This is a genomic window from Devosia elaeis, from assembly GCF_001650025.1.
GTDB lineage: Bacteria > Pseudomonadota > Alphaproteobacteria > Rhizobiales > Devosiaceae > Devosia > Devosia elaeis.
Map to the genome: position 1 here is coordinate 84,354 of NZ_LVVY01000001.1, position 19,940 is coordinate 104,293.

General features: G+C 64.6%; 17 protein-coding genes. 10 read left to right on the plus strand and 7 right to left on the minus strand.

What is annotated here, in order from left to right; all coding sequences use genetic code 11:
* Positions 1–5 precede the first annotated feature (5 nt).
* The 7 genes from A3840_RS00455 to A3840_RS00485 all read left to right on the plus strand — a co-directional run bounded on the left by A3840_RS00455 (position 6) and on the right by A3840_RS00485 (position 7,005).
* Positions 6–497, plus strand: a complete 492-nt coding sequence (locus A3840_RS00455; protein WP_067450190.1) for a GNAT family N-acetyltransferase — start codon at positions 6–8, stop codon at positions 495–497.
* 2 nt (positions 498–499) lie between these two features.
* On the plus strand, positions 500–1,525 hold the full coding sequence (locus tag A3840_RS00460) for a glycoside hydrolase family 3 N-terminal domain-containing protein (RefSeq protein WP_067450389.1): 1,026 nt from the start codon (positions 500–502) through the stop codon (positions 1,523–1,525).
* Positions 1,526–1,555: 30 nt separating this feature from the next.
* Positions 1,556–3,220: an ABC transporter substrate-binding protein gene (locus A3840_RS00465; protein WP_067450193.1), complete on the plus strand. Its 1,665-nt coding sequence runs from the start codon at positions 1,556–1,558 to the stop codon at positions 3,218–3,220.
* A gap of 184 nt (positions 3,221–3,404) precedes the next feature.
* Positions 3,405–4,382 (plus strand): ABC transporter permease, encoded by a 978-nt coding sequence (locus A3840_RS00470; RefSeq protein ID WP_067450391.1) that lies wholly within the window; start codon positions 3,405–3,407, stop codon positions 4,380–4,382.
* 3 nt (positions 4,383–4,385) lie between these two features.
* A complete protein-coding gene (locus A3840_RS00475) occupies positions 4,386–5,273 on the plus strand; it encodes an ABC transporter permease (protein ID WP_067450196.1) in 888 nt (295 codons plus the stop codon).
* Positions 5,270–6,088, plus strand: coding sequence for an ABC transporter ATP-binding protein (locus A3840_RS00480; protein WP_067450199.1), 819 nt, complete (start codon positions 5,270–5,272; stop codon positions 6,086–6,088). Before A3840_RS00475 ends, A3840_RS00480 begins: the two co-directional genes overlap by 4 nt.
* Positions 6,085–7,005: an ABC transporter ATP-binding protein gene (locus A3840_RS00485; RefSeq protein WP_067450202.1), complete on the plus strand. Its 921-nt coding sequence runs from the start codon at positions 6,085–6,087 to the stop codon at positions 7,003–7,005. The genes A3840_RS00480 and A3840_RS00485 overlap by 4 nt, the downstream gene beginning before the upstream one ends.
* 109 nt (positions 7,006–7,114) lie before the next feature.
* Here A3840_RS00485 and A3840_RS00490 read toward each other — a convergent pair whose 3' ends face one another.
* From A3840_RS00490 to A3840_RS00500, 3 genes are all read right to left on the minus strand, one after another.
* Positions 7,115–8,233, minus strand: a complete 1,119-nt coding sequence (locus A3840_RS00490; RefSeq protein WP_067450204.1) for an anhydro-N-acetylmuramic acid kinase — start codon at positions 8,231–8,233, stop codon at positions 7,115–7,117.
* Between the two features lie 7 nt (positions 8,234–8,240).
* Entirely contained in the window at positions 8,241–9,242 is a 1,002-nt protein-coding gene (locus A3840_RS00495; protein ID WP_067450207.1) for a serine hydrolase domain-containing protein, read from the minus strand.
* A gap of 165 nt (positions 9,243–9,407) precedes the next feature.
* Complete coding sequence (locus tag A3840_RS00500) at positions 9,408–9,848, minus strand: glyoxalase superfamily protein (protein ID WP_067450210.1); 441 nt, start codon at positions 9,846–9,848, stop codon at positions 9,408–9,410.
* A gap of 280 nt (positions 9,849–10,128) precedes the next feature.
* Here A3840_RS00500 and A3840_RS00505 point away from each other — a divergent pair, with 280 nt between their 5' ends.
* On the plus strand, positions 10,129–10,896 hold the full coding sequence (locus tag A3840_RS00505) for a sulfite exporter TauE/SafE family protein (RefSeq protein WP_067450213.1): 768 nt from the start codon (positions 10,129–10,131) through the stop codon (positions 10,894–10,896).
* Positions 10,897–11,036: 140 nt separating this feature from the next.
* On the opposite strand, the gene A3840_RS00510 is transcribed toward A3840_RS00505, so the two are convergent.
* From A3840_RS00510 to A3840_RS00520, 3 genes are all read right to left on the minus strand, one after another.
* Entirely contained in the window at positions 11,037–13,127 is a 2,091-nt protein-coding gene (locus A3840_RS00510; protein ID WP_067450216.1) for a molybdopterin-containing oxidoreductase family protein, read from the minus strand.
* A gap of 201 nt (positions 13,128–13,328) precedes the next feature.
* The gene (locus tag A3840_RS00515; protein ID WP_131798197.1) at positions 13,329–13,946 is read right to left on the minus strand and encodes a hypothetical protein; all 618 of its coding nucleotides are present in this window, start codon (positions 13,944–13,946) and stop codon (positions 13,329–13,331) included.
* Between the two features lie 214 nt (positions 13,947–14,160).
* Entirely contained in the window at positions 14,161–15,738 is a 1,578-nt protein-coding gene (locus tag A3840_RS00520; protein WP_067450222.1) for an MDR family MFS transporter, read from the minus strand.
* A gap of 140 nt (positions 15,739–15,878) precedes the next feature.
* Here A3840_RS00520 and A3840_RS00525 point away from each other — a divergent pair, with 140 nt between their 5' ends.
* Together A3840_RS00525 and A3840_RS00530 are read left to right on the plus strand one after the other, a co-directional pair.
* Positions 15,879–16,481 carry a MarR family winged helix-turn-helix transcriptional regulator gene (locus tag A3840_RS00525; RefSeq protein ID WP_067450225.1) on the plus strand — a complete coding sequence of 201 codons (603 nt, stop codon included), beginning with the start codon at positions 15,879–15,881 and terminating at the stop codon, positions 16,479–16,481.
* Positions 16,482–16,560: 79 nt separating this feature from the next.
* The gene (locus A3840_RS00530; protein WP_082903533.1) at positions 16,561–17,769 is read left to right on the plus strand and encodes an MFS transporter; all 1,209 of its coding nucleotides are present in this window, start codon (positions 16,561–16,563) and stop codon (positions 17,767–17,769) included.
* 53 nt (positions 17,770–17,822) lie between these two features.
* On the opposite strand, the gene A3840_RS00535 is transcribed toward A3840_RS00530, so the two are convergent.
* A complete protein-coding gene (locus tag A3840_RS00535; protein WP_067450231.1) occupies positions 17,823–19,742 on the minus strand; it encodes a DEAD/DEAH box helicase in 1,920 nt (639 codons plus the stop codon).
* Positions 19,743–19,940: the final 198 nt, after the last annotated feature.

Here is a 19,940-nt window from a genome sequence, read left to right on the forward strand (position 1 = left end):
GCGGCATGGACCTGCTCGTCAACCTCTATAGCCGCAAGCTGGACGCGCTGCGCGAGCGCGCCGAACAGGTCGAGGCGACGATCCGCGTGGCGCTGCCGCCGGAACAGCACATCATCAAGGATTGGGTGCGCACCCATTTCAGCGAATATTGGGTGAGCGAAGTCAGCGCCGCCATGGCGCACCAGCCGCCCGGTTGCCTCATCGCAGTCGTCGACGGGCAATTGGTCGGCTTTGCCTGCCACGACGCCACGGCGCGCGGCTTTTTCGGCCCGACCGGGGTTTCGGAAGACCAGCGCGGCAAGGGCATCGGGCTGGCGCTGTTCTATCACAGCCTCGTGGCCATGAAGGCGCAGGGCTACGCCTATGCCATAATCGGCTCGGCCGGGCCGGTGGATTTCTACGTCAAGGCGGTGGGCGCCATGCCCATTCCCGGCGACAAGGAAGATATCTACCAGGGCCTGTTGCGGGTCAAACCGCCCTCGGGCGAAGGACAGTGATGATGAGCTCCACCACGCCACTCGCCCTCTTCGTCGGCATGCCGGGGCTGGAGCTTTCGGCCTCCGAGCAAGCGTTTTTCCGCGAGGCCAATCCGTTCGGGCTGTTCCTGTTCCGGCGCAATCTCGACAATCCCGACCAGACCAGGCGGCTCTGCGCGCAGTTCCGCGAGGCGGTGGGGCGCGAAGATGCGCCAGTCTATATCGACCAGGAAGGCGGCCGCGTGCAGCGGCTGGACAATGGCAATTGGCCGCTGTTCCGCCCGCTCGGCACGTTCGGCGCCCTGGCGCGCAAGGATTTCGAAGCGGGCAAGAAGGCGCTGCGGCTTTCAACTCTCGCCATGGGATCGATGATGGCCGAGCTCGGCATCGGCAGCGGCACGACGCCGGTGATCGACCTGGCGCGCAAGAATACGCATGACGTCATCGGCCAGCGCGCCTTCGGCGACGACCCCGAACTGGTGGCGGCTTTGGGGCGCGTAGTGGTGGAGGCGATGCTGGAAGTGGGCGAGATGCCCATCATCAAGCACATTCCCGGCTATGGACGGGTCGATGTCGATCCGCATTTCGACTGCCCGGTGGTCGATGCCGCGCTGGAGGATCTGCGGGACAGCGATTTCCGCCCCTTCATGGCCCTGCGCGATGCGCCATGGGCCATGGTCGCGCATCTGATCTTCACCCGCCTCGACGCCGAACGTCCGGCATCGGTCTCGCCCGTCATCTGCGCGATGATCCGCGAGGAACTGGGCTATGACGGCGTGCTGATCACCGATTGCCTCACCATGGAGGCGATCAAGGGAACCTGGCCGGAACGGGTGCGCGCAGCGCTCGACGCCGGCTACGACATTGCCCTGCACAGCCAGGGCGATCTGGCCGCCAGCGAGGCGGCCGCCAAGGCGGCCCGGCCGCTGAGCGAAAAAAGCCTCGCCCGCATTGCCCGTGGCCAGGAGCGGCTCGGGTCAAGACGCGTCGATGTGCAGGCCCTGCACGCCGAGGCGGAAGAAATACTAAGGGAGAACGGTTTCGCCTGAGGCGAGACCGGCAAGCAAGGAGAGATTTCGATGCTAAAGACTTCGCTGATTGCGGCCATATCGGCAACGGCCCTACTGAGCGCCCTGCCCGCGCAGGCGCAGGAGGGCAATGTGCTCACGCTCAGTTCCGAGCAGACCACGACCTTCGTGCGCAATTTCAACCCGTTCGGGCAGACTTCGGCGCGCTATACGACGCTGGATTTCATGTATGAGCCGCTGGTGGTGTTCAACCGCCTGCAGGGCAACACCCCGCATTACCGGCTGGCCGAAAGCTATGAGCTGGCGGACGATCTCAAGTCGATCACCTTTACCCTGCGCGAGGGCCTCAAGTGGTCCGATGGCGAGGATTTGACGGCGGACGACGTGGTCTTCACCTATGACTACATCAAGAAATTCCCGGCGCTCGATTTCATCTCCGTCTCGGCGCAGCTGGCCTCGGTGGAAAAGGTCGATGACCGCACGGTGCGCTTCAATCTCAACGAGCCCAATTCGCTGATCGCCAATACGATCGTGGGCATGCCCATCGTGCCCGAGCATGTCTGGGCGGAAATCGAAGACCCGGTGACCTTCGCCAACGAGAACCCGGTGGCGTCCGGGCCGATGACCGAAATCACCCGCTTCACGCCGCAGGTCTATGAGCAGTGCCGCAACCCGCATTACTGGGACGCGGAAAACCTGGCCGTGGACTGCCTGCGCATGCCGCAGCTCGCCGACAATCCGCAGGTACTGGCGGCTTTGGCCGATGGCACGCTGGACTGGGCGACCAGCTTCATCCCCGATATCGACAATACCTTCGTGGCCAAGGACCCCGAGCACCACAAATACTGGTTTACCCCTTCGAGCCTGGTCTCGATCCAGCTCAGCCAGATCACGCCGGATGAAAACAACCGCAAGGCCTTCACCGACGTCAATTTCCGCCGCGCCCTGTCCATGCTGATCGACCGCCAGACGGTGGTGGATATTGCCGGCTATGGCTATCCGCTGGTCAACGAGGACCCCGCCTCGCTTGGCGAACTCTACAGCGCCTTCGCCAATCCCGAAGTGCAGACCGAATTCGGTCAATATGGCCGCTTCGACTACGATGCCGCCATCGCCCTGCTGGACGAGGCCGGCTATGTCGACGCCGATGGCGACGGCTTCCGCGACAATCCGGACGGGACCCCGATCGTCATCGACTTCATGGTGCCCAATGGCTGGACCGACTGGATCGATGCCGTCCAAATCTCGATGGAAACCATGAATGAGGCCGGGCTCAACGTTTCGATGAGCACGCCGGAAGCAGCGGTGTGGACGTCGAGCCTGATCGCCGGCGATTATTCGATGACGCTCAATGCCCTGGCATCCGCGGCGGACCCCTATTTCCCCTATATCCGCTCGTTCAATCCCGATGATTTCGGCAAGAGCCGCTTCACCGCTCCGCATTGGGAAAATGCCGAGGTGATGGACCTGCTGGGCCAATATACCCAGACCAAGGACCCGGCCGAGCAGAAGGCGGCGATGGATCGCATCCAGATGATCGTGGCGGAAGCCATGCCGATCATCCCGATCTATAACAGCCCGTCCTTCTACGAATACAATACCAGCCGCTTCACCGGCTGGGCCAATGCCGAGGACCCGAAGTTCTCGCCGGTCGTCTCCAACGCCAACCCGGCCCGCCTGCTGCAATTGCTCGATCTCGAGCCGGTTGCGGAATAGGGGCTGACGCGGCCTTCGCAGTCGACACCCTCCCCCTTGCGGGGAGGGATCAAGGGTGGGGGTGAGAGCCACGATGTCGGGGCTCCCGCACCCCCTCCCATCCTCCCCCGTCAAGGGGGAGGTGCCGCCCGGTGAACCGGGCAAGATCGTGCCTGAACCGGCCGAAAGAAAGGAACACAAAAACATGGCCTTCCTTTTGCGCCGTCTCGCCTTCTACCTCGCGGCCTTCCTGGCGGCGGCGACGGTCAATTTCTTCCTGCCGCGGCTGATGCCGGGCGATCCGATCCAGATCATGTTCGCCAGCGCCGGCTCGGAGCTGAGCCTGGAGAACCTCAACGCGCTCAAGCTGACCTTCGGCTTCATCGATGCGCCGCTGCATGAGCAATATTTTGCCTATATCAAGAGCGTCTTCACCGGCGATCTCGGCCGCTCGATCAAATATTTCCCGCTGCCGGTGACGGAATTGCTGGGCCGGGCACTGGTCTGGACGCTGGGCCTGGTCGGCATCGCCACCCTGATCAGCTTCGCCGTCGGCACCATTCTGGGGGTGATGGCGGCCTGGCGGCGCGGCACGCTGTTCGACTCGGCGGTATCGCTGGTGGCGATCTTTTCGAGCTCGGTGCCGGCCATCGTCGTCTCGCTGATCCTGCTCTTCGTCTTCGGCTATACCTTGCGCTGGTTCCCCAATGGCTATGCCGCCAACCCGCTGCTCGATCCGGGCTTCAACTGGACCTACATTTCCAGCGTCCTCTATCACGGCACCCTGCCCATGCTGACGCTGGTGATCGTGCTGACGGGCGGCTTCGCGGTGACCATGCGCAACAACATGATCAACCTCCTGGGCGAGGATTATATCGTGATGGGCCGGGCCAAGGGGCTGGCCGACAATCGGGTCATGCTGTTCTACGCGGCGCGCAATGCCTTGCTGCCGACCGTATCGAGCCTGGCCATCGCCATGGGCACGGTGCTGGGCGGTTCGCTCATCGTGGAAGTGGTGTTCAATTATCCCGGCCTGGGCAACACGCTCTACCAGGCGATCCTGGCGCGCGATTATCCGGTGATCCAGGGCCAATTGCTGATCATGACCGGCGCCATGCTGGTTTCCAATTTCGTCGTCGATCTGAGCTATGTCCTGCTCGATCCACGCCTGAAGAAGGCGTAAGCCATGACCCTGTTCAAGCAGCTTCTCGGCAACAAGAAGGCCCTGGTGGGTCTCACCATCCTGGTGGCGATCATCTTGATCGCAATCTTCGCGCCGCTCCTGACCGAATATAGCCCGACCCGCCGCGTCGGGCGGCCGCACCAGCCACCGTCATGGGATCATTGGCTGGGCACGACCCGGCTGGGACATGACGTGTTCTCGCGGCTGGTGCATGGCGCGCGCGTATCGCTGGCCGTCGGCTTCGGCGCCGGACTGATGATCACCATCGTCGGCACCGTGCTGGGCATCATCGCCGGCTACAAGGGCGGCGTGGTCGACGAGGTCATCAACTTCTTCACCAATATGGTGCTGGTGGTTCCCAACCTGCCGCTGCTCTTGGTCATCGCGGCCTTTGTCGGACAGGCGGGGCCGGTGGTGATCGCGCTCATCCTCGGCTTCACCTCATGGGCCTGGGGCGTGCGCGTCACCCGTTCGGAAACGCTTTCCATCCGCCAGCGCGATTATGTCAAATCCGCCGAAATGCTGGGCGAGCCGAGCTGGCGGATCATGGCGCTCGAAATCTTCCCCAACCTGATTTCCATCGTCGGCATCAATTTCATCGGCAGCGTCATCTTCGCGGTGATCGCCGAGGCGACACTGGGCTTCCTGGGGTTGGGCGATCCCAATACCGTCTCCTGGGGCATCATGCTTTTCAACGCCCAGAATGCCTCGGCGCTTTCGGTCGGGGCGTGGTGGGACCTGCTCTCGCCCTGTTTCGCGCTGGCGCTGCTGGGCCTGGGCCTGGCGCTGCTCAACTTCGCCATCGACGAAGTGGCCAATCCGCGCCTGCGCACCGGTGGCATGCTCAAGAGCTGGAGCCGCATGGTGCTGCTCGGGGAGGGCAAGCTATGAGCGCGCCGGTCCTCTCCATCCGCAATCTCAATATCGACTATATCGGCGCGGAGGCGAATTTCCGCGCGGTCAAGGACGTGAGCTTCGATATCGCGCCGGGCGAATTCTTCGGGCTGGCCGGGGAATCGGGTTGCGGCAAGTCGACCATCGCCTTTGCCGTCAGCCGGCTGCACCGTCCCCCCGCCCTGATCCGCACCGGCAGCGAAATCCTGGTCGATGGCCGCGACGTGCTGGAGCTGGACAAGGACGCCCTGCGCCGGTTCCGCTGGCGGGAAGTGGCCATGGTGTTCCAGAGCGCGATGAATTCGCTCAACCCGGTGCTGACCATCGAAGCGCAGTTTTACGACGTGCTGCACACCCATAAGGGCATGAGCCGGGAGGCGGCCCGCGAACGCGCCGCCGAATTGCTGAAGCTGGTGGATATTCCGCCGGATCGGCTTGCGGCCTATCCGCACCAATGCTCGGGCGGCATGCGGCAGCGCATCGTCATCGCCATCTGCCTGGCGCTCAATCCGAAGCTCTTGATCATGGACGAGCCGACCACGGCGCTCGACGTGGTGGTGCAGCGCGAAATCTTGCAGCGCATCGACGTGCTGCGCAAGCGGCTGGGCTTTGCGGTGCTGTTCATCACCCATGACCTGGGCCTGATGGTGCAGGTCAGCGACCGCATCGGCATCATGCTGGAAGGGGAATTAGTGGAGGTCAACGACGCGCAGACCATCTACCGGTCGCCGCAGCACGATTATACCAAGCGCCTCTGGGCCTCCATGCCCAAGCTGCATGGCGACCAAATCCGGCCGGAGGCAGGCGCATGAGCGAAAACCAGCCCATTCTCGCGCTCGACAACGTGTCGAAAATCTTCGGCCGCGCCAACCAGCCCATCTATGCCGCCCGCTCGGTTTCCTTCGGCCTTCATGCCGGACGCACGCTGGCGCTGGTGGGGGAATCGGGATCGGGCAAGACCACGGCTGCCCGCCTGATCATGCGCGAATATCACCCCGACGAGGGGCGGCTGCTGTTTCGTGGCGAGCCGCTGGGCAAGGCCAGCGCCAAGGCGATCAAGGCCTATCGCGCCTCGGTGCAGATGGTGTTCCAGGACCCGTTTTCCTCGCTCAATCCCGCCCATACGATCCGGTATCATCTCGAACGCCCGCTGCGGCTGCACCAGCGCCAGCTTGGCGGATCCGAGCGCCGCGCGGCGGCCGAGGCCTTGCTGGAGCGGGTGAAGCTCGACCCGAAGCTGATCATGGGCAAATTTCCGCATGAGCTTTCGGGCGGGCAGCGGCAGCGCATCAGCATTGCCCGGGCCCTGGCGGTCAATCCGCAGGTCATCGTGGCCGATGAGCCGACGTCGATGCTCGACGTCTCGGTGCGGCTGGGCATTCTCAACCTGCTCAACGACATGAAAAAGCAGGACAACCTGGCCCTGCTCTACATCACCCACGATATCGCCACGGCGCGTTTCGTGGCCGAGGACATCATGGTGATGTATGCCGGACAGATCGTGGAATGGGGGGCGATGGACAGCGTGCTGGACCATCCGCAGCATCCCTATACGCGGCTGCTGCTGGCCGCCGTGCCCGATCCGGACCGCCGGTTCGACGCCGCCCAGCCCGGCGAACTCGAACAGATCGAGACGATCCGCCGGCAATCCGCCCTGCCCCAGCCGGACATTCAACAGGTGGGCGAGAACCATTTCATCCGGCCGATACCGGATATGGTGCTCGGCTAAGCCTTTGAGGTTCGGTCTGAAACAAGTTTTTAGAAGACCTCATGGTGAGCCTGTCGAAGGACGAGGTCTACTGGTGTTTCAGCTCAGAAGTGAAACGCTCCAGGTCGGATCACGCTCCAGCAATGCGACCGCCCGTCATGGCGTGCGGCGCGCCGGTGGTGGTGGGGAAGCTGATGGGCAGGCCGCGCAGGACGCGGGCGGCCAGGAAGGCGAAGCATTCCGCTTCCACCGCATCGCCGCGCCAGCCCACGGCCTCCGCCGGGACAGAATTGACGCCCAGGCGCTGGTTCAGCATCTGCATGATCGCCGGATTGTGCCGGCCGCCGCCACAGACGATCAGCCGGTCGGGCCGTTGCGGCAGGAGATCGAGCGCCTTGCCGACAGCGCCGACGGTGAAGGCGGTCAGCGTTGCCGCGCCGGTTTCGAGGTCGAGGCCATCGGCCATGCGGTAGGAGAAATCGAACCGATCCAGCGATTTCGGCGCCGGGGCGCTGAGATAGGGATGCTTCAATAGCTCGACCAGGCGCGCCTCATCCACCTGTCCGCGCAGGGCCAGGGCGCCGTCGCGATCCATGTCGCCATGGCCATGTGCCTTGACGAAATCGTTGATGGGGGCATTGGCGGGGCCGGTGTCGAAGGCGATGATGGAATCCGCGCCATCCCACCAGGTGAGATTGGCGACGCCACCCAGATTGAGCACGGCCGTATCGCCCCGGGCACCGATGCCGGACAGCAGCGCGCGGTGATAGACCGGCGCCAGCGGCGCACCCTGCCCGCCGGCGGCGATGTCGGCCGAGCGGAAATCGTAGACGACCGGGATGCCGAGAATTTCGTGCATCAGCGCACCATCGCCGAGCTGGCGCGTGGCGCCGATCCGGCCCGGCTGGGGCGCGCGATGGAGGACGGATTGGCCATGAAAGCCCACGGCGCCGATATCCTCGGGGCGGAAGCCCGCCTCCGCGATGAAGGCGGCCACGGCTTCGGCCTGGGCGCGTGTCAGCTCGCGCTCGGCCCGGGCGAATATCTCAGGCTCCGGGCCCTCGAAATTCCAGTCGCGGGCAATGGCCAATGTCTCTTCGAGCAGCACACGCAATTCAGGCGCGTAGGGCGCCAGGCGGTAAGGCCCGAAGCCGTCGATCGCTTCGCCATCAGTCCTGAGCATGGCGATATCGATATTGCCGTCGAGCACCGTGCCGGTCATCAGGCCGAGTGTCCAGATTGGGCTCATGTCGGTGTCAGTCCTTATTGATCCGGTCGCCGATGGCCCGCCGCAGGGCGAAGATGCCGCTGTCGAAATGCCGGCTCGGATGGACGCGATTGGTCAGCAGGGTCCAGGCGCGGCCCCGGGCGAAATCGATCCACAGACCGGTGCCGGTGAAGCCGGTATGGCCGATGGTTTCGGGCGTGCAAAGCTCGCCACCGGACCAGCCCTCATAGGGGCGCTCCCAGCCATGGGTGCGCCGACTGGATAATGGGGTTCGCATCAGGTCGATGGTCCCGGGCGAGAGGGCGCCGGAACCGAGCGCGCCCTGGGCGAAATCGAGCACGGCATCGACGGTGCCGAACAGGCCGGCATGCCCCGCCCCCTGCAAGGCGGCGCAGTTCTCGTCATGCACCTCGCCGACCAGAACCCGGCCGCGCCAGGGACAATGTTCGGTCGCCGCCGTTTGCGCGGGATCGGCGCTCCAGGCGAAACCGGGACCGGGATCGAGATCGCGAATGGTCTTGCCCGCCAGGCGTTCGAGCGCAATGCCAAGAAGGATGAAATTGATGTCGGAATAGACCGAGGCGCCGGCCCGCCAATCGCGCTGCAGCACGAAATGCCGCAGCAGGTTGGGATCGGTGCCATAGGTATAGAGCGGGAATACCCCGGGGAACGGCGTCTGGTGCCCGAGGCATTGCCGGAAGGTGATGCGCCGCTGCCAATTGTCGGGATTATACTGGGCGAAATCGGGAATGACGCTCACCAGGGGCGCATCGAGATCGATGGAGCCGCGCGCCGCCAGCTCGAGGATTTGCGGCGTGGTGAACAGCACCTTGGTCAGCGATGCCAGATCAAACCAGGTGTCTTCCGCCATCGGCCGCGAGACGGGCACACGCTGCGCCTGCCCAATGGCGCGGACGGCCCGCTGCCCCGAGGCATCGACCACGCCCAGCACGCCGCCAGGTATCCTGCCCGCCTCCACTGCCTCGGCCAGCGGGGCGAATCCACGTTCAATATCAACTGCTATGCTCATTGGCTCCTTATACCGCAACGCGATGCGCCTGGCGCGCTGCTTGTGGCATCGGGTCAACAAGTTTCGCGCCTTTGTCACCACTTCAAGGTGACGCCCAAGATGGCAAAATCGCCACAAGGCTTGACCCCGCGGCAGGTCCTTCGCCGCGGGGTCGGGAGGCGTGGCCTATTCTTTCATCAGCCGCATCTGGGGTTGGCCATTGCCGCGCAGGGCCGGCGAAATGCCGTGGATATCCACGGTGGCGGTGACCCGCTGGCGATGCGCGGCGAACATGAAATCGGGCGTCACGTTGACGGGCTCATCGAACATCACCGTCAATGTATAGGTCTGCATGCTGGCCGCCAGTTGCACGCCGATCAGCATGCCCCGGAAGGGCCGTTCGAGATAATAGCCCTTGACGCGCATGCCGACCTGGAAGGGCACGGCCACGCGATCCGGCAGGGCGGCGCGGGCCGTGTTCCAATCGCGATAGCCATGGGCGCGGGCCACTTCTTCCAGGGCAGCGCCATGAGTCATGACCTGCCCGGCGCGGGCGCGCTCTTCACGCAGGATCTTGGCCTCGGACTTCAGAGTCTGGGCAGAGGGGGTATCGAGGGAAAAAGACATGGTTCGGGTCTCTCCATAGGGAGGCGACTTTCTGCATGGGAGCCCGCATTGCCATGATGCGCCTTGGGAGAAAACAACCGAGGGATCATCATCGATGCTGGACTTCACCATGGACCACAAGATCCGCGGGCGGCCGGCGCCAGCAACCGGAAGCGTAGATGCGCCCGGATGGCCCCCAAGTCAAGACCGGCCCGATCAATTGCAGTGATGGAGCGATCAGACAATTGTGTTAGGCGACGGCGGCGGACGGGGGTAGGAACGGACCGTCGAGGGGAATGTCATGACAGAAATTCTGCTGTTGCTGGCCGGCCTGATAGGCGGGGCGCTCAATTCGCTCGCGGGCGGCGGTTCGTTCATCGTGTTTCCGGCCCTGCTGTTTTCAGGGGTGCCGCCGGTTCTGGCCAATGCGTCCAATACCTATGCCGCCCTGCCCGGCTATGTGAGCGGGGCCAGCGGATACTGGAAGGCAATGGCCGGCTACACCGACCGGCTGATCGCCTATGGCATCATCGCCGCCCTGTTCGGCTATGCCGGGGCCGAATTGCTGCTGGTGGTTTCCGACGAGCAATTTTCCCAGGTCGTGCCCTGGCTGATGGCTTTCGCCGTCGGGCTGTTCATCTTCGGCAATCAGATCAATGCGGCGCTGAAGGCCCGGAGCGGGGAAAAGCGCGGCATGAAAGCGCTGGGCACGGTGCTGCTGCTCGCCATGCTCGCCGCGGTCTGCGTCTATGGCGGGTTCTTCAATGCCGGGCTGGGCATATTGCTGCTGGCGTTCCTGGCCATGGCGGGCATGACCGATATCCACGCCATGAACGGGCTGAAGCTCTATGTGTCGTCCATCGTGGCCCTGGTGGCCGTGGTGCGGTTCGCGTTCAATGGCAGCATCGACTGGTATCACGGCTCGATCGCGCTGGTCGGGGTGACCATAGGCGGCTACGTGGCCGCGAGGCTGGCGCAATATATTCCCCGCAACTGGATCCGTTTCGGCGTCATCGTCTACGGGATCGGGATGACGGGCTATTTCTTCTGGGTGGCGTATTTCGCCTAGCATTTCCGCCATGCTCGATCGTCACCCTCGGGCGTGACCCGAGGGGGGGCGTCCGCAAGAAAAGAGCCCTCGGGTCAAGCCCGAGGGTGACGCGCGGTGGAGTGGTGGGGGTGGCGTGACGGGTGGCGGGTCCTATTCCTTCAAGTCTTCCGAAGCCACGCCGCCGCATCATGGAACGCAGCGCCGCCGAAGGGGGGTGCGGGCTGCGCGCTGGTCAGCATGTTGATGCCCTGCCCGCCGCGATGGGCCTTGTTGCGATGCAGGCCCTCGGCAATGAGCACGCCGGTGCGTAGCCCGGTGTGCAGGCGCGCCGTGAGCGCGACCTGGCCACGGCGATTGCCGACGAAAACCGCGTCCCCTTCCACGATGCCGAGGCGAACGGCGTCCTCGGGGTGAATGAAGACGGAGGGTTCGCCCTCGCGTTTCAGGCTGCCCGGGGTCTGGTTGAAGGTGGAATTGAGGAAGGCGCGGGCCGGGCTGGTGGCGAGCTTGAACGGATGCTCGGCGTCCGCGGCTTCGTTGATGGCCCAATGGTCGGCGAAGCGGGGCATGTCGGCCGGATCGCAGGTCCAGCGATAGCCCTTGCGGTCGGCGACGTCCTGCCAATCGGGCTGGAAGCGGAAGCGGCCATCGGGCCAGCCGAAGCCATTGGCGAAGCGGGCAATGTCGTCGGGACGTTCGCGATCGACATAGCCCTGCTTTTCCACCTCTTCGAGCGCCGGATAATTCGAGCGGGCGAAGGTGTCGGCAACGACGTCGCGGTCGCTGGTGCGGAAGGCCGGATCGTCGCTGCCCAGGCGCAGCGCGATGGCATTGATGACATCGTGATTGGAGCGCGCCTCACCCGGCGCATCCACGACAGCCGGACCGTAGAGCACGCGGGTATGGCCGCCGCGCGTGTAGTAATCATTGTGTTCGAGGAACATGGTGGCGGGCAGGACGATATCGGCCAGCTCCGCCGTTTCGGTCATGAACTGCTCGTGGACGACGAGGAAGAGATCGTCACGCAGCAAGCCCTCGCGGACCTTCTGCTGGTCGGGGGCGACGGTGGCGGGATTGGTGTTCTGCACGATCATGGCATGGACGGGGCCGCCGCCCTGCAAGGCCTTGGCGTCGCCGGCGAGGATCGGGCCTATCTCCGACATGTCGAGCAGGCGGGGATTGCCCTTTTGCAGATGGGCGCCCTCTAGGCGCGACTTGTCGAGACCGAACGTGCCGGAATTGGAGTGAAAGGCGCCGCCGCCGCGATGACGCCAGGCGCCGGTCATAGCCGGAATGCAGAGGGCGGCGTGGACAGCGGTGGAGCCGTTGCGCTGGCGGGAAAAGCCATAGCCGAGGCGGAAGAAGGTGCGGGGCGTCTTGCCGACCAGATGGGCGAAGGCTTCGATCTCGGCAACGGACAGGCCGGTGATTTCCGAAGCCCATTGGGGCGTGCGGGTTTGAAGATGTGATTCAAATTCGGGAGAGAAGTCCGTGAATTCGGACATGTATTCACGATCCGCAAGGCCATCGCGCAGGAGCACATGCATGGCGGCGACCGCGAGCGCGCCATCGGTGCCGGGGCGGAGCACGAGACCCATATCGGCCTGTTCCATGGTGGCATTGCGGTAGATGTCGATCACCACGATCTGCGCACCGCGCTGCTTGCGGGCACGCATGGCATGGGTCATGACGTTGACTTGGGTATGGACCGCATTGGTTCCCCAGATGACCACGCAATCGGCCTCGGCCATCTGCTCGGGATTGACGCCGCCGAGCAGGCCGGTGCCGGCGATGTAGCCTGGCCAGGGAAGACCGACGCAGATGGTGTCGTATTGGTGCGAATAGCCGCGCGCTGCGCGCAGGCGCTCGATGCCGTCGCGATGCACATGGCCCATGGTGCCGGCATAGAAATAGGGCCAGACCGCCTCGGGCCCGTGCGTGTTCTCGACTTCGAGGAAACGGGAGGCAATCTCGTCCAGGGCTTCGTCCCAGGATATGCGCTGCCAATGCCCTGCCCCCTTGGGGCCAGCGCGGCGCAAGGGATGGGTCAAGCGCTCGGGATGGTGGATGCGCTCGGCATAGCGGGCGACCTTCTCGCAGATCACCCCCGCCGTATAGGGATCGTCCTTGGCGCCGCGCACGCGGCCGATCGTGCCGTCGGGCAGGATATCGACATCGAGCGCGCAGACCGAAGGACAGTCATGCGGGCAGACGGAGCGGATCGTTCGTTGCGGGACCGGAGCGTTCATGGAGGAACGCTAAATGAGCCGGCGCATGGCGGCAATCGCATTGTGGTGATGGGAGGGATCAGGACCGGTGATGGGTTCGGCTATCCGCTCCACATACACCGCGCATCCCCCTCGGGCTTGAACCGAGGGGGCGTGCCTAAGGCCTGAAAGTGAAGAGCCCTCGGGTCAAGCCCGAGGGTGACGATCTGGGATTGGACCTGATTACGCCGCGAAAGCCCTGGTGGCCGTTTCCGCGTTGCGCTTCGCCCGGGTGGCGGCGTGCTTGGCAAGCTGAGCCGCGCCGGCGTGGAACTGGGAGAAGGTGATGCGGCCATTGCCGGCGCTGATGGTGATGCCGCGCCAATTGGGCCGGACATGGCGCACATCCGACCAGTCGAGCACGGTTTCGCGGCCCATGGCGGAGCGATGGCGCACCTGGCGATTGTCCCAGCGCGTCTGGGTGAACAGGCCGGCCATGCCGATGCCGACCGCGCCGGCACCGAGGAGGACGACGGCGATATAGGTGGCGATCAACTGGGTGGGATCGGCGACGCTACCCATGAAGATGACGGCGAAAAGCAGTATCGCGGCCAGCGCGGCCGAGCCGTAGCAGGCGAAATATTCCACCAACGAGGGCCGCAATTCGGCCCAGCCGCCCTCCACCATGATCCCCTCTTCGGGCTGCACCAGGCGCAGGGCCAGGAAGGCCGCATAGCCGAAGGCGACGACGCCCGCCGTCCGCGCGAGCGGCAGATGTTCGGTGGCCGGGATATATTTCAGGATGATGAGAAGGGTGATGGTAACGAGCGGCAAAGCCACTTCCTGCCAACGCAAAGGCACGCTTGTCTCTCCAGGGTGCAGGCCGGCGACGCATTTCGGCAAAATCTGATGCGGTCAAGGTACGCATCACGGGTGATTTGGCTATTCACAATTTCGCCATAAGTGCGGCGGGCCGATTCCAGGCACTTGAGAAGGTGATTCAAGCGCCTGGCAAAAAGAGTCCGCCATTGGCGATAAGAGTTTGCCGGGGCTGCCTTTTCAGGCCGCTCGCACCCTAACGGGTGACCGTGATCGGGGCGCCAACCACGGCGGCGGCGGCCTGCTCCTCGGCATCGATCTCCGCCTCGGGCTCGCGCCGCAGGGTCGTGGCCAAGGCGCGTTCTTCGAGCAGGAAGCTCAGAGCGAAGGCCAGAACGGCAGCTCCGGCGGCCGTGTAGAAGACTGGATGGAGGGCATTGGCAAAAGCCTCCAGCACCATGTTGCGCACCGGCTCCGGCAAGGCGGCTACCGCCTGGGCGCTGAAGCCGCCGGTGCCCCCGCCTTCGGGCATGACATCGCCCAGGCGAGCGGCGAGGCCGCTGGAGAAGATGGCGCCGAAGATCGACACGCCGACGGAGCCGCCGATCTGGCGGAACAGGGTCGTGCCAGCCGTGGCCGTGCCCACCACCTCGCGCGGCACGGCGTTCTGGGTGGCGGTGACGCTGACGCTGTTGACCGGACCGATGCCGGCGCCGACGAGGAACATGTAGATCGCGACGAGCCAGGCGGGCGTATCGAGCTGCATATTGGCCAGCAGCAGCAGGCCGATGGTCAGCACGGCCGTGGCCAGCGTCGGCAGCAGCTTGTAGCGGCCGGTTCGGGTCATGATGAAGCCCGAGGTCATGGAGGCGCCGATGAGCCCCACCATCATCGGCACCAATTGCAGCGCGGAATCGGTGGGGGAAATGCCCTTGGCCAATTGCAGATACATGGGCAGGAAGGTGATGGAGCCGAACATGGCCATGCCCACCAGGAAGCCGACGGCGCTGGTGACGGCGAAAGTGTTGTTGCGGAAGAGGCTGAGCGGCAGGACCGGCTCGGCCGCGCGGGATTCGACCCAGAGGAAGGCGCCGAGCGCGGCGACGGCAAAGACGACGAGGCCGATGATCTGGACCGAAAGCCAGGGCCAGGTATTGCCGCCCAGCGAGGTGGCCAGCACGAAGGCCGTGAGCCCGCCCGAGAGCAGGACGAAGCCGGCATAGTCGATGGAATGCTTGACGCGCTCGCCCCGCGGCTTGAGCGCCAGCGCGATGACGGCCAGCGCCAGCACGCCCAGCGGCAGGTTGATGAGGAAAATCCACTGCCAGGACAGGTGCTCGACGATGAAGCCGCCGGCCAGGGGGCCGATAACGGTGGCGACGCCGAAAACAGCGCCGAACAGGCCTTGGACCTTGCCGCGCTGGCGCGGGGGAATGATGTCGGCCACCACCGTCATGGCGACCACCATGAGCCCCCCGCCCCCGAGGCCCTGGATGGCCCGGGCGATGATGAGGAAGGCCATGGAGGTAGCCATGGCCGAGAGCACGGCGCCGATCAGGAAGATGATTATGGCGGCCTGCAACACGATCTTGCGACCGAAAAGGTCGCCGAGCTTGCCATAGATCGGCGCGACCACGGTGGAGCTGAGCAGATAGGCGATGACCACCCAGGTGAGGTGATCAAGACCGCCCAATTGCCCGACAATGACTGGCAGGGCGGTGGAAACGATGGTCTGACCGAGCGAGGCCAGCAGCAGCGTGACCGCCACGGCGCCGATGACCAGTCGAACGGACTGTTCCTGCGGCGCATCGGCCGATTGCATGGGTTCAGACATTGGGGCAATCCTCAAAGAGAGAGGGTCGGCGCCCAGCGTCGGCCCTTGCGAAATCAATTCCGCGGGCACACATGTGCTTCCAGCAATTACATGTCAATAGCATGCATTTGCCGGAAACATGCAAAATGACAAGGGCAGCCATGCCTCTGACGGCACAGACCGAACTCGACGCGCTGCTGCGCAAGGCGGGGATCGACGCGTCCATTCGAGAGGCGGTGATGGATATTGACGGCATGTTGCAGCAATGGCGGCGGCGCGCCATGAAGCGCGAGCTGGGGCAGCGCGCCCTGGTAGACCTGGGTGTGGGCATCGACCTGGCGCAATTCGACGTGCTGGTGGCCATCGAAGGCCCGGAGCCGGAATTCGGCGAGGCGCGCGGCGAAATCATGGTGGCGACGGTGGCCGAACGGCTGAACATCGACCCGTCGCGGGCCAGCCGGCTGGTGAGCGACATGGTGGAACGGGGTTTCGCGCGGCGGGCCGTGAGCCAGGCGGATGCGCGGCGCACCATTATCGAGCTGTCCGAACAGGGGCGCGCCATCGTCGATGCGGTGCGGGCCTATAAATATCTCATAATGGGGGATTTCCTCAGCCATTGGGCCCCGGAGGACCTGGCCGCCTTCGTGCCCCTGCTCAAGCGCTTCGCCAAATGGAGCGACGGGATCGACGCGGCCGCGGAGAAATATGCGGACGAGATCAAGGCGCTGTCACCGGCGGCCGGCAAACCCGATGTCGCGGCGTGAATGGATGCCATGAAAACCATTTGTTAGACAGGCCGGAGGCCGCGCGGTAGCAATCCTGCCGTTCTGGGAGGAACGGACAATGGGTGTAGCGCGGCTGAAGGTAACGGCATTGCTCGGGATGAACATGTTCTTCTCGGGCGTCACCTATGCCGCCACGATACCCTCCGCCTCGCTGGTGGGCGTGGACATCCTGGGCCTGACGCCGGCCTGGTTCGCCACGATCATGGCCGCGGGCTCGATCCTGGGCACCTTCGTTTCGCTGGGATTGGGATATCTTTCCGACAAGCTGCGGGACCGGCGTCTTCTGGTGCTGATCACCGCGCTGGCCGGCATATTCGCCCACGGCCTGATCTATCTGTGGCCCACACAGGCCGGCTTCACCATCGCCATGGCGGGGATCATGCCGCTGGCCGGCGCCTGCTATGGGCAATGTTTCGGTTATGTGCGGGTCTATTATCTCACCCACCAGCCGCAGCGGGCCGATTTCATGGTCACGGCTTTGCGCACGGTGTTCACCCTGGCCTGGATCGTGGTGCCGCCTGTTGCCGGCTGGCTGGCCGCAACCTTCAGCATTTTCGACGTCTTCCTCGCTTCGTCCCTGAGCTATGCGGGCATCGCCGCCATTTTCGCCCTGCTGATCCGCGACAGGGCGACCGCCGTGCAGATGCCCGCCCCCGTCAGGGCCGAGGGTGCCTCATGGCTTTCCGTCTTCGCCCTGCAGCCGGGCATATTGGCGGGCCTGGCCGGCCTTGTCGTGATGACCGGGGCGATGCGGCTGCTGACCCTGACGATCGCGCTGTTCATCGTCACCGATCTGGGCGGCTCGCTGACCGATGTGGGGCTTTATGCCGGGATCACGGCGGCGACGGAGGCGCCGCTCATGCTGCTGCTCGCCTATCTCACCACGCGGGTGAGCAAGGAAACGCTGCTGGCCGGGGCTGGGCTGGTCATGGCTTTGTTCATCGGGCTGGCGAGCATGCTGAGCAACGTGGCGGAATTGTTCTGGCTGCTGGCCCTCAACGGGCTGGGCACGGCGGCGCTGATGAGCGTCAACATCGCCTATGTGCAGGACGCCATCAAAGGCCGGGTCGGGCTGTCGACATCGCTGATGGATGTGGTGGCCATTGCCGCCAACCTGTTGGGCGCGGCGGCTTTTGGCGTTTTGGCAGCCGGCGGCGATTACCGTTTCGCGCTGATGGTCGCGGCGGGGATTTCGGTCCTCGGCGCGGCGATCATGGCCCTGGGCAATGTCTCAAGGCTGGGCGTCTTGAAAAAAGCGGCGGCCTAGAGTTTTTACCCGCAAGAATAAATCCCCGCCGGAGGGCGGGGATAAATCGTCGGTCAGTCTTCGGCCCGCTTCTTCTTGTGGTCCTTGGGCTTGGCCGGTTTCTTCTTGGGTGGCCGCGCCTCGCCCTCGGCGACGGGCTTGGACCATTTGGGCTTACCCTTATCCTTGGAGACCGGTTTTTCCTTGGCTGCAAAAGGCTTTGCGGCCTTAGAAGGCTTGGCATCGCGGGGCGGCCTGGGGCTTTCCATAAAGGCCTCGAAGTCGTCGGACCTGGGCTTTGCATAGCGTTCCTTGCGGTCGGCTTTTTCCGGGCGCGGCTTCATCGGATCGTATTTTTCCGGCGGGCCGGGCGGACGCCTCCTGGACTGCGGACGTTCGCCGGGGCCGTCTACGGCGTTGATATGGACGCCTTTTTCGCCGGTGCCGTTCTTGCCGACATTGCGGAGGAAGGAATCGGCCTTGTCGGCGGCGATTTCGAAGATGGTTTCGGTGTCAAAAATACGAATGGAACCAATGGCTTGCTTGGTGACGCCGCCGGCCTTGCAGATGATGGGCAGGAGCCAGCGCGGCTCGGCGCGCTGCTTGCGGCCGACGCTGATGCGGAACCAGGTGCCGCCGGCGAAAGCCTCGCGATTGCGGGCTTCGCGGGGCGAATCCGGCTCGGTGGCGGTGATTTCCTCGGGGATGGGACGGGCCGCCAATTGCAGGCGCAGATAGGCCGCAGCCAGTGCCTCCGGGGCCCAATTCGCTAGCAGACTGTCAACGCTGACCCTCTCCTCTTCGGTGATCGCGTCACTCAAAAGCGCATTGGTGAGAATGGACTCGCGATAGCGGGCATCGATGGCCTCGGCGGAGGGCGGCGCGATCATTTCCGCCTCAACTTTCGCCGTCCGCAAAATGGACAGCGCGACGCGCTTGCGATGGGCGGGGGAGATGACGACGCAGGTGCCCTTGCGCCCTGCCCGGCCGGTGCGGCCCGAACGGTGCAGCAGGGTTTCGGCATTCATCGGCAGGTCGGCATGGATGACCAGATCGAGATTGGGCAGATCGATACCGCGCGCGGCGACGTCGGTGGCCACGCAGATGCGGGCGCGGCCATCGCGCATGGATTGCAGCGCGCTGGTGCGCTCGGCCTGGCTCAGTTCGCCCGAGAGGGTAACGACGTCGAAGCCGCGATTGTGGAGACGGGCGGAGAGGTGTTTTACCGCCTCGCGGGTGGAGGCGAAGACGATGGTATTGGTGCTGTCATACCAGAGCAGCGTGTTGATGACGGCGTTTTCGCGCTCGGCGGCGGGGACCGACATCAGCTTGTATTCGATGTCGGCATGCTGCTGGCCGGTGGCGGCGGCGCTGATGCGCAGGGCATCGCGCTGGAAGGTCTTGGCCAGTTCGGCGATCGGCTTGGGCACGGTGGCCGAGAAGAGCAGCGTGCGGCGATCTTCGGGGGCGGCGGCGAGGATGAATTCGAGATCCTCGCGGAAGCCGAGATCGAGCATTTCGTCGGCCTCGTCGAGCACGACGGCGCGCAGGGCCGACATGTCGAGCGCTCCGCGGGTGATGTGATCGCGCAGGCGGCCCGGCGTGCCGACGACAATATGGGCGCCGCGTTCCAGCGCCCGGCGCTCGGTGCGCTGGTCCATGCCGCCGACGCCGGCGGCGGTCTGGGCGCCGGTTTCGGCATAGAGCCAGGTCAGCTCACGCTGCACCTGCATGGCCAGTTCGCGGGTCGGGGCGATGACCAGGGCCAGCGGCGCCCCGGGCGGCGGCAGCATGTCGGCCTCGCCCAGCAGGGTCGGCGCGATGGCCATGCCGAAGGCGACGGTCTTGCCGGAGCCGGTCTGGGCCGAGACCAGAAGGTCGCGGCCATCGATATTGTCCTCGATGACAGCGGACTGGACCGGGGTGAGGGTTTCATAGCCCTTGGCCGTGAGGGCGCGGGCGATGGGGGGCGAAATAGTTTCAGGCAGAGACAATGTCGTTCTTTCGGAGCGGATTACACCATGGGTGCCGTGCCCCGTTCATGTGGGGTGCTCCGACAGAAAAATGGTGTTCATCTTTGGGGTCCTGGCCATCATGGCGGACCGGTCAACATTCGGCACTATAGCACGAACAAGCAAAAAGGCCGCCCGGCGGGCGGCCCCTATTCTTCTCCCCCTCGGGGAGAAGGTGGC

Bases quoted from the DNA above. Each gene is read 5' to 3' on its own strand.
- A3840_RS00455 (WP_067450190.1), top strand. From the start codon at position 6: ATGGACCTGCTCGTCAACCTCTATAGCCGCAAGCTGGACGCGCTGCGC.
- A3840_RS00460 (WP_067450389.1), top strand. From the start codon at position 500: ATGAGCTCCACCACGCCACTCGCCCTCTTCGTCGGCATGCCGGGGCTG.
- A3840_RS00465 (WP_067450193.1), top strand. From the start codon at position 1,556: ATGCTAAAGACTTCGCTGATTGCGGCCATATCGGCAACGGCCCTACTG.
- A3840_RS00470 (WP_067450391.1), top strand. From the start codon at position 3,405: ATGGCCTTCCTTTTGCGCCGTCTCGCCTTCTACCTCGCGGCCTTCCTG.
- A3840_RS00475 (WP_067450196.1), top strand. From the start codon at position 4,386: ATGACCCTGTTCAAGCAGCTTCTCGGCAACAAGAAGGCCCTGGTGGGT.
- A3840_RS00480 (WP_067450199.1), top strand. From the start codon at position 5,270: ATGAGCGCGCCGGTCCTCTCCATCCGCAATCTCAATATCGACTATATC.
- A3840_RS00485 (WP_067450202.1), top strand. From the start codon at position 6,085: ATGAGCGAAAACCAGCCCATTCTCGCGCTCGACAACGTGTCGAAAATC.
- A3840_RS00490 (WP_067450204.1), bottom strand. From the start codon at position 8,233: ATGAGCCCAATCTGGACACTCGGCCTGATGACCGGCACGGTGCTCGAC.
- A3840_RS00495 (WP_067450207.1), bottom strand. From the start codon at position 9,242: ATGAGCATAGCAGTTGATATTGAACGTGGATTCGCCCCGCTGGCCGAG.
- A3840_RS00500 (WP_067450210.1), bottom strand. From the start codon at position 9,848: ATGTCTTTTTCCCTCGATACCCCCTCTGCCCAGACTCTGAAGTCCGAG.
- A3840_RS00505 (WP_067450213.1), top strand. From the start codon at position 10,129: ATGACAGAAATTCTGCTGTTGCTGGCCGGCCTGATAGGCGGGGCGCTC.
- A3840_RS00510 (WP_067450216.1), bottom strand. From the start codon at position 13,127: ATGAACGCTCCGGTCCCGCAACGAACGATCCGCTCCGTCTGCCCGCAT.
- A3840_RS00520 (WP_067450222.1), bottom strand. From the start codon at position 15,738: ATGTCTGAACCCATGCAATCGGCCGATGCGCCGCAGGAACAGTCCGTT.
- A3840_RS00525 (WP_067450225.1), top strand. From the start codon at position 15,879: ATGCCTCTGACGGCACAGACCGAACTCGACGCGCTGCTGCGCAAGGCG.
- A3840_RS00530 (WP_082903533.1), top strand. From the start codon at position 16,561: ATGGGTGTAGCGCGGCTGAAGGTAACGGCATTGCTCGGGATGAACATG.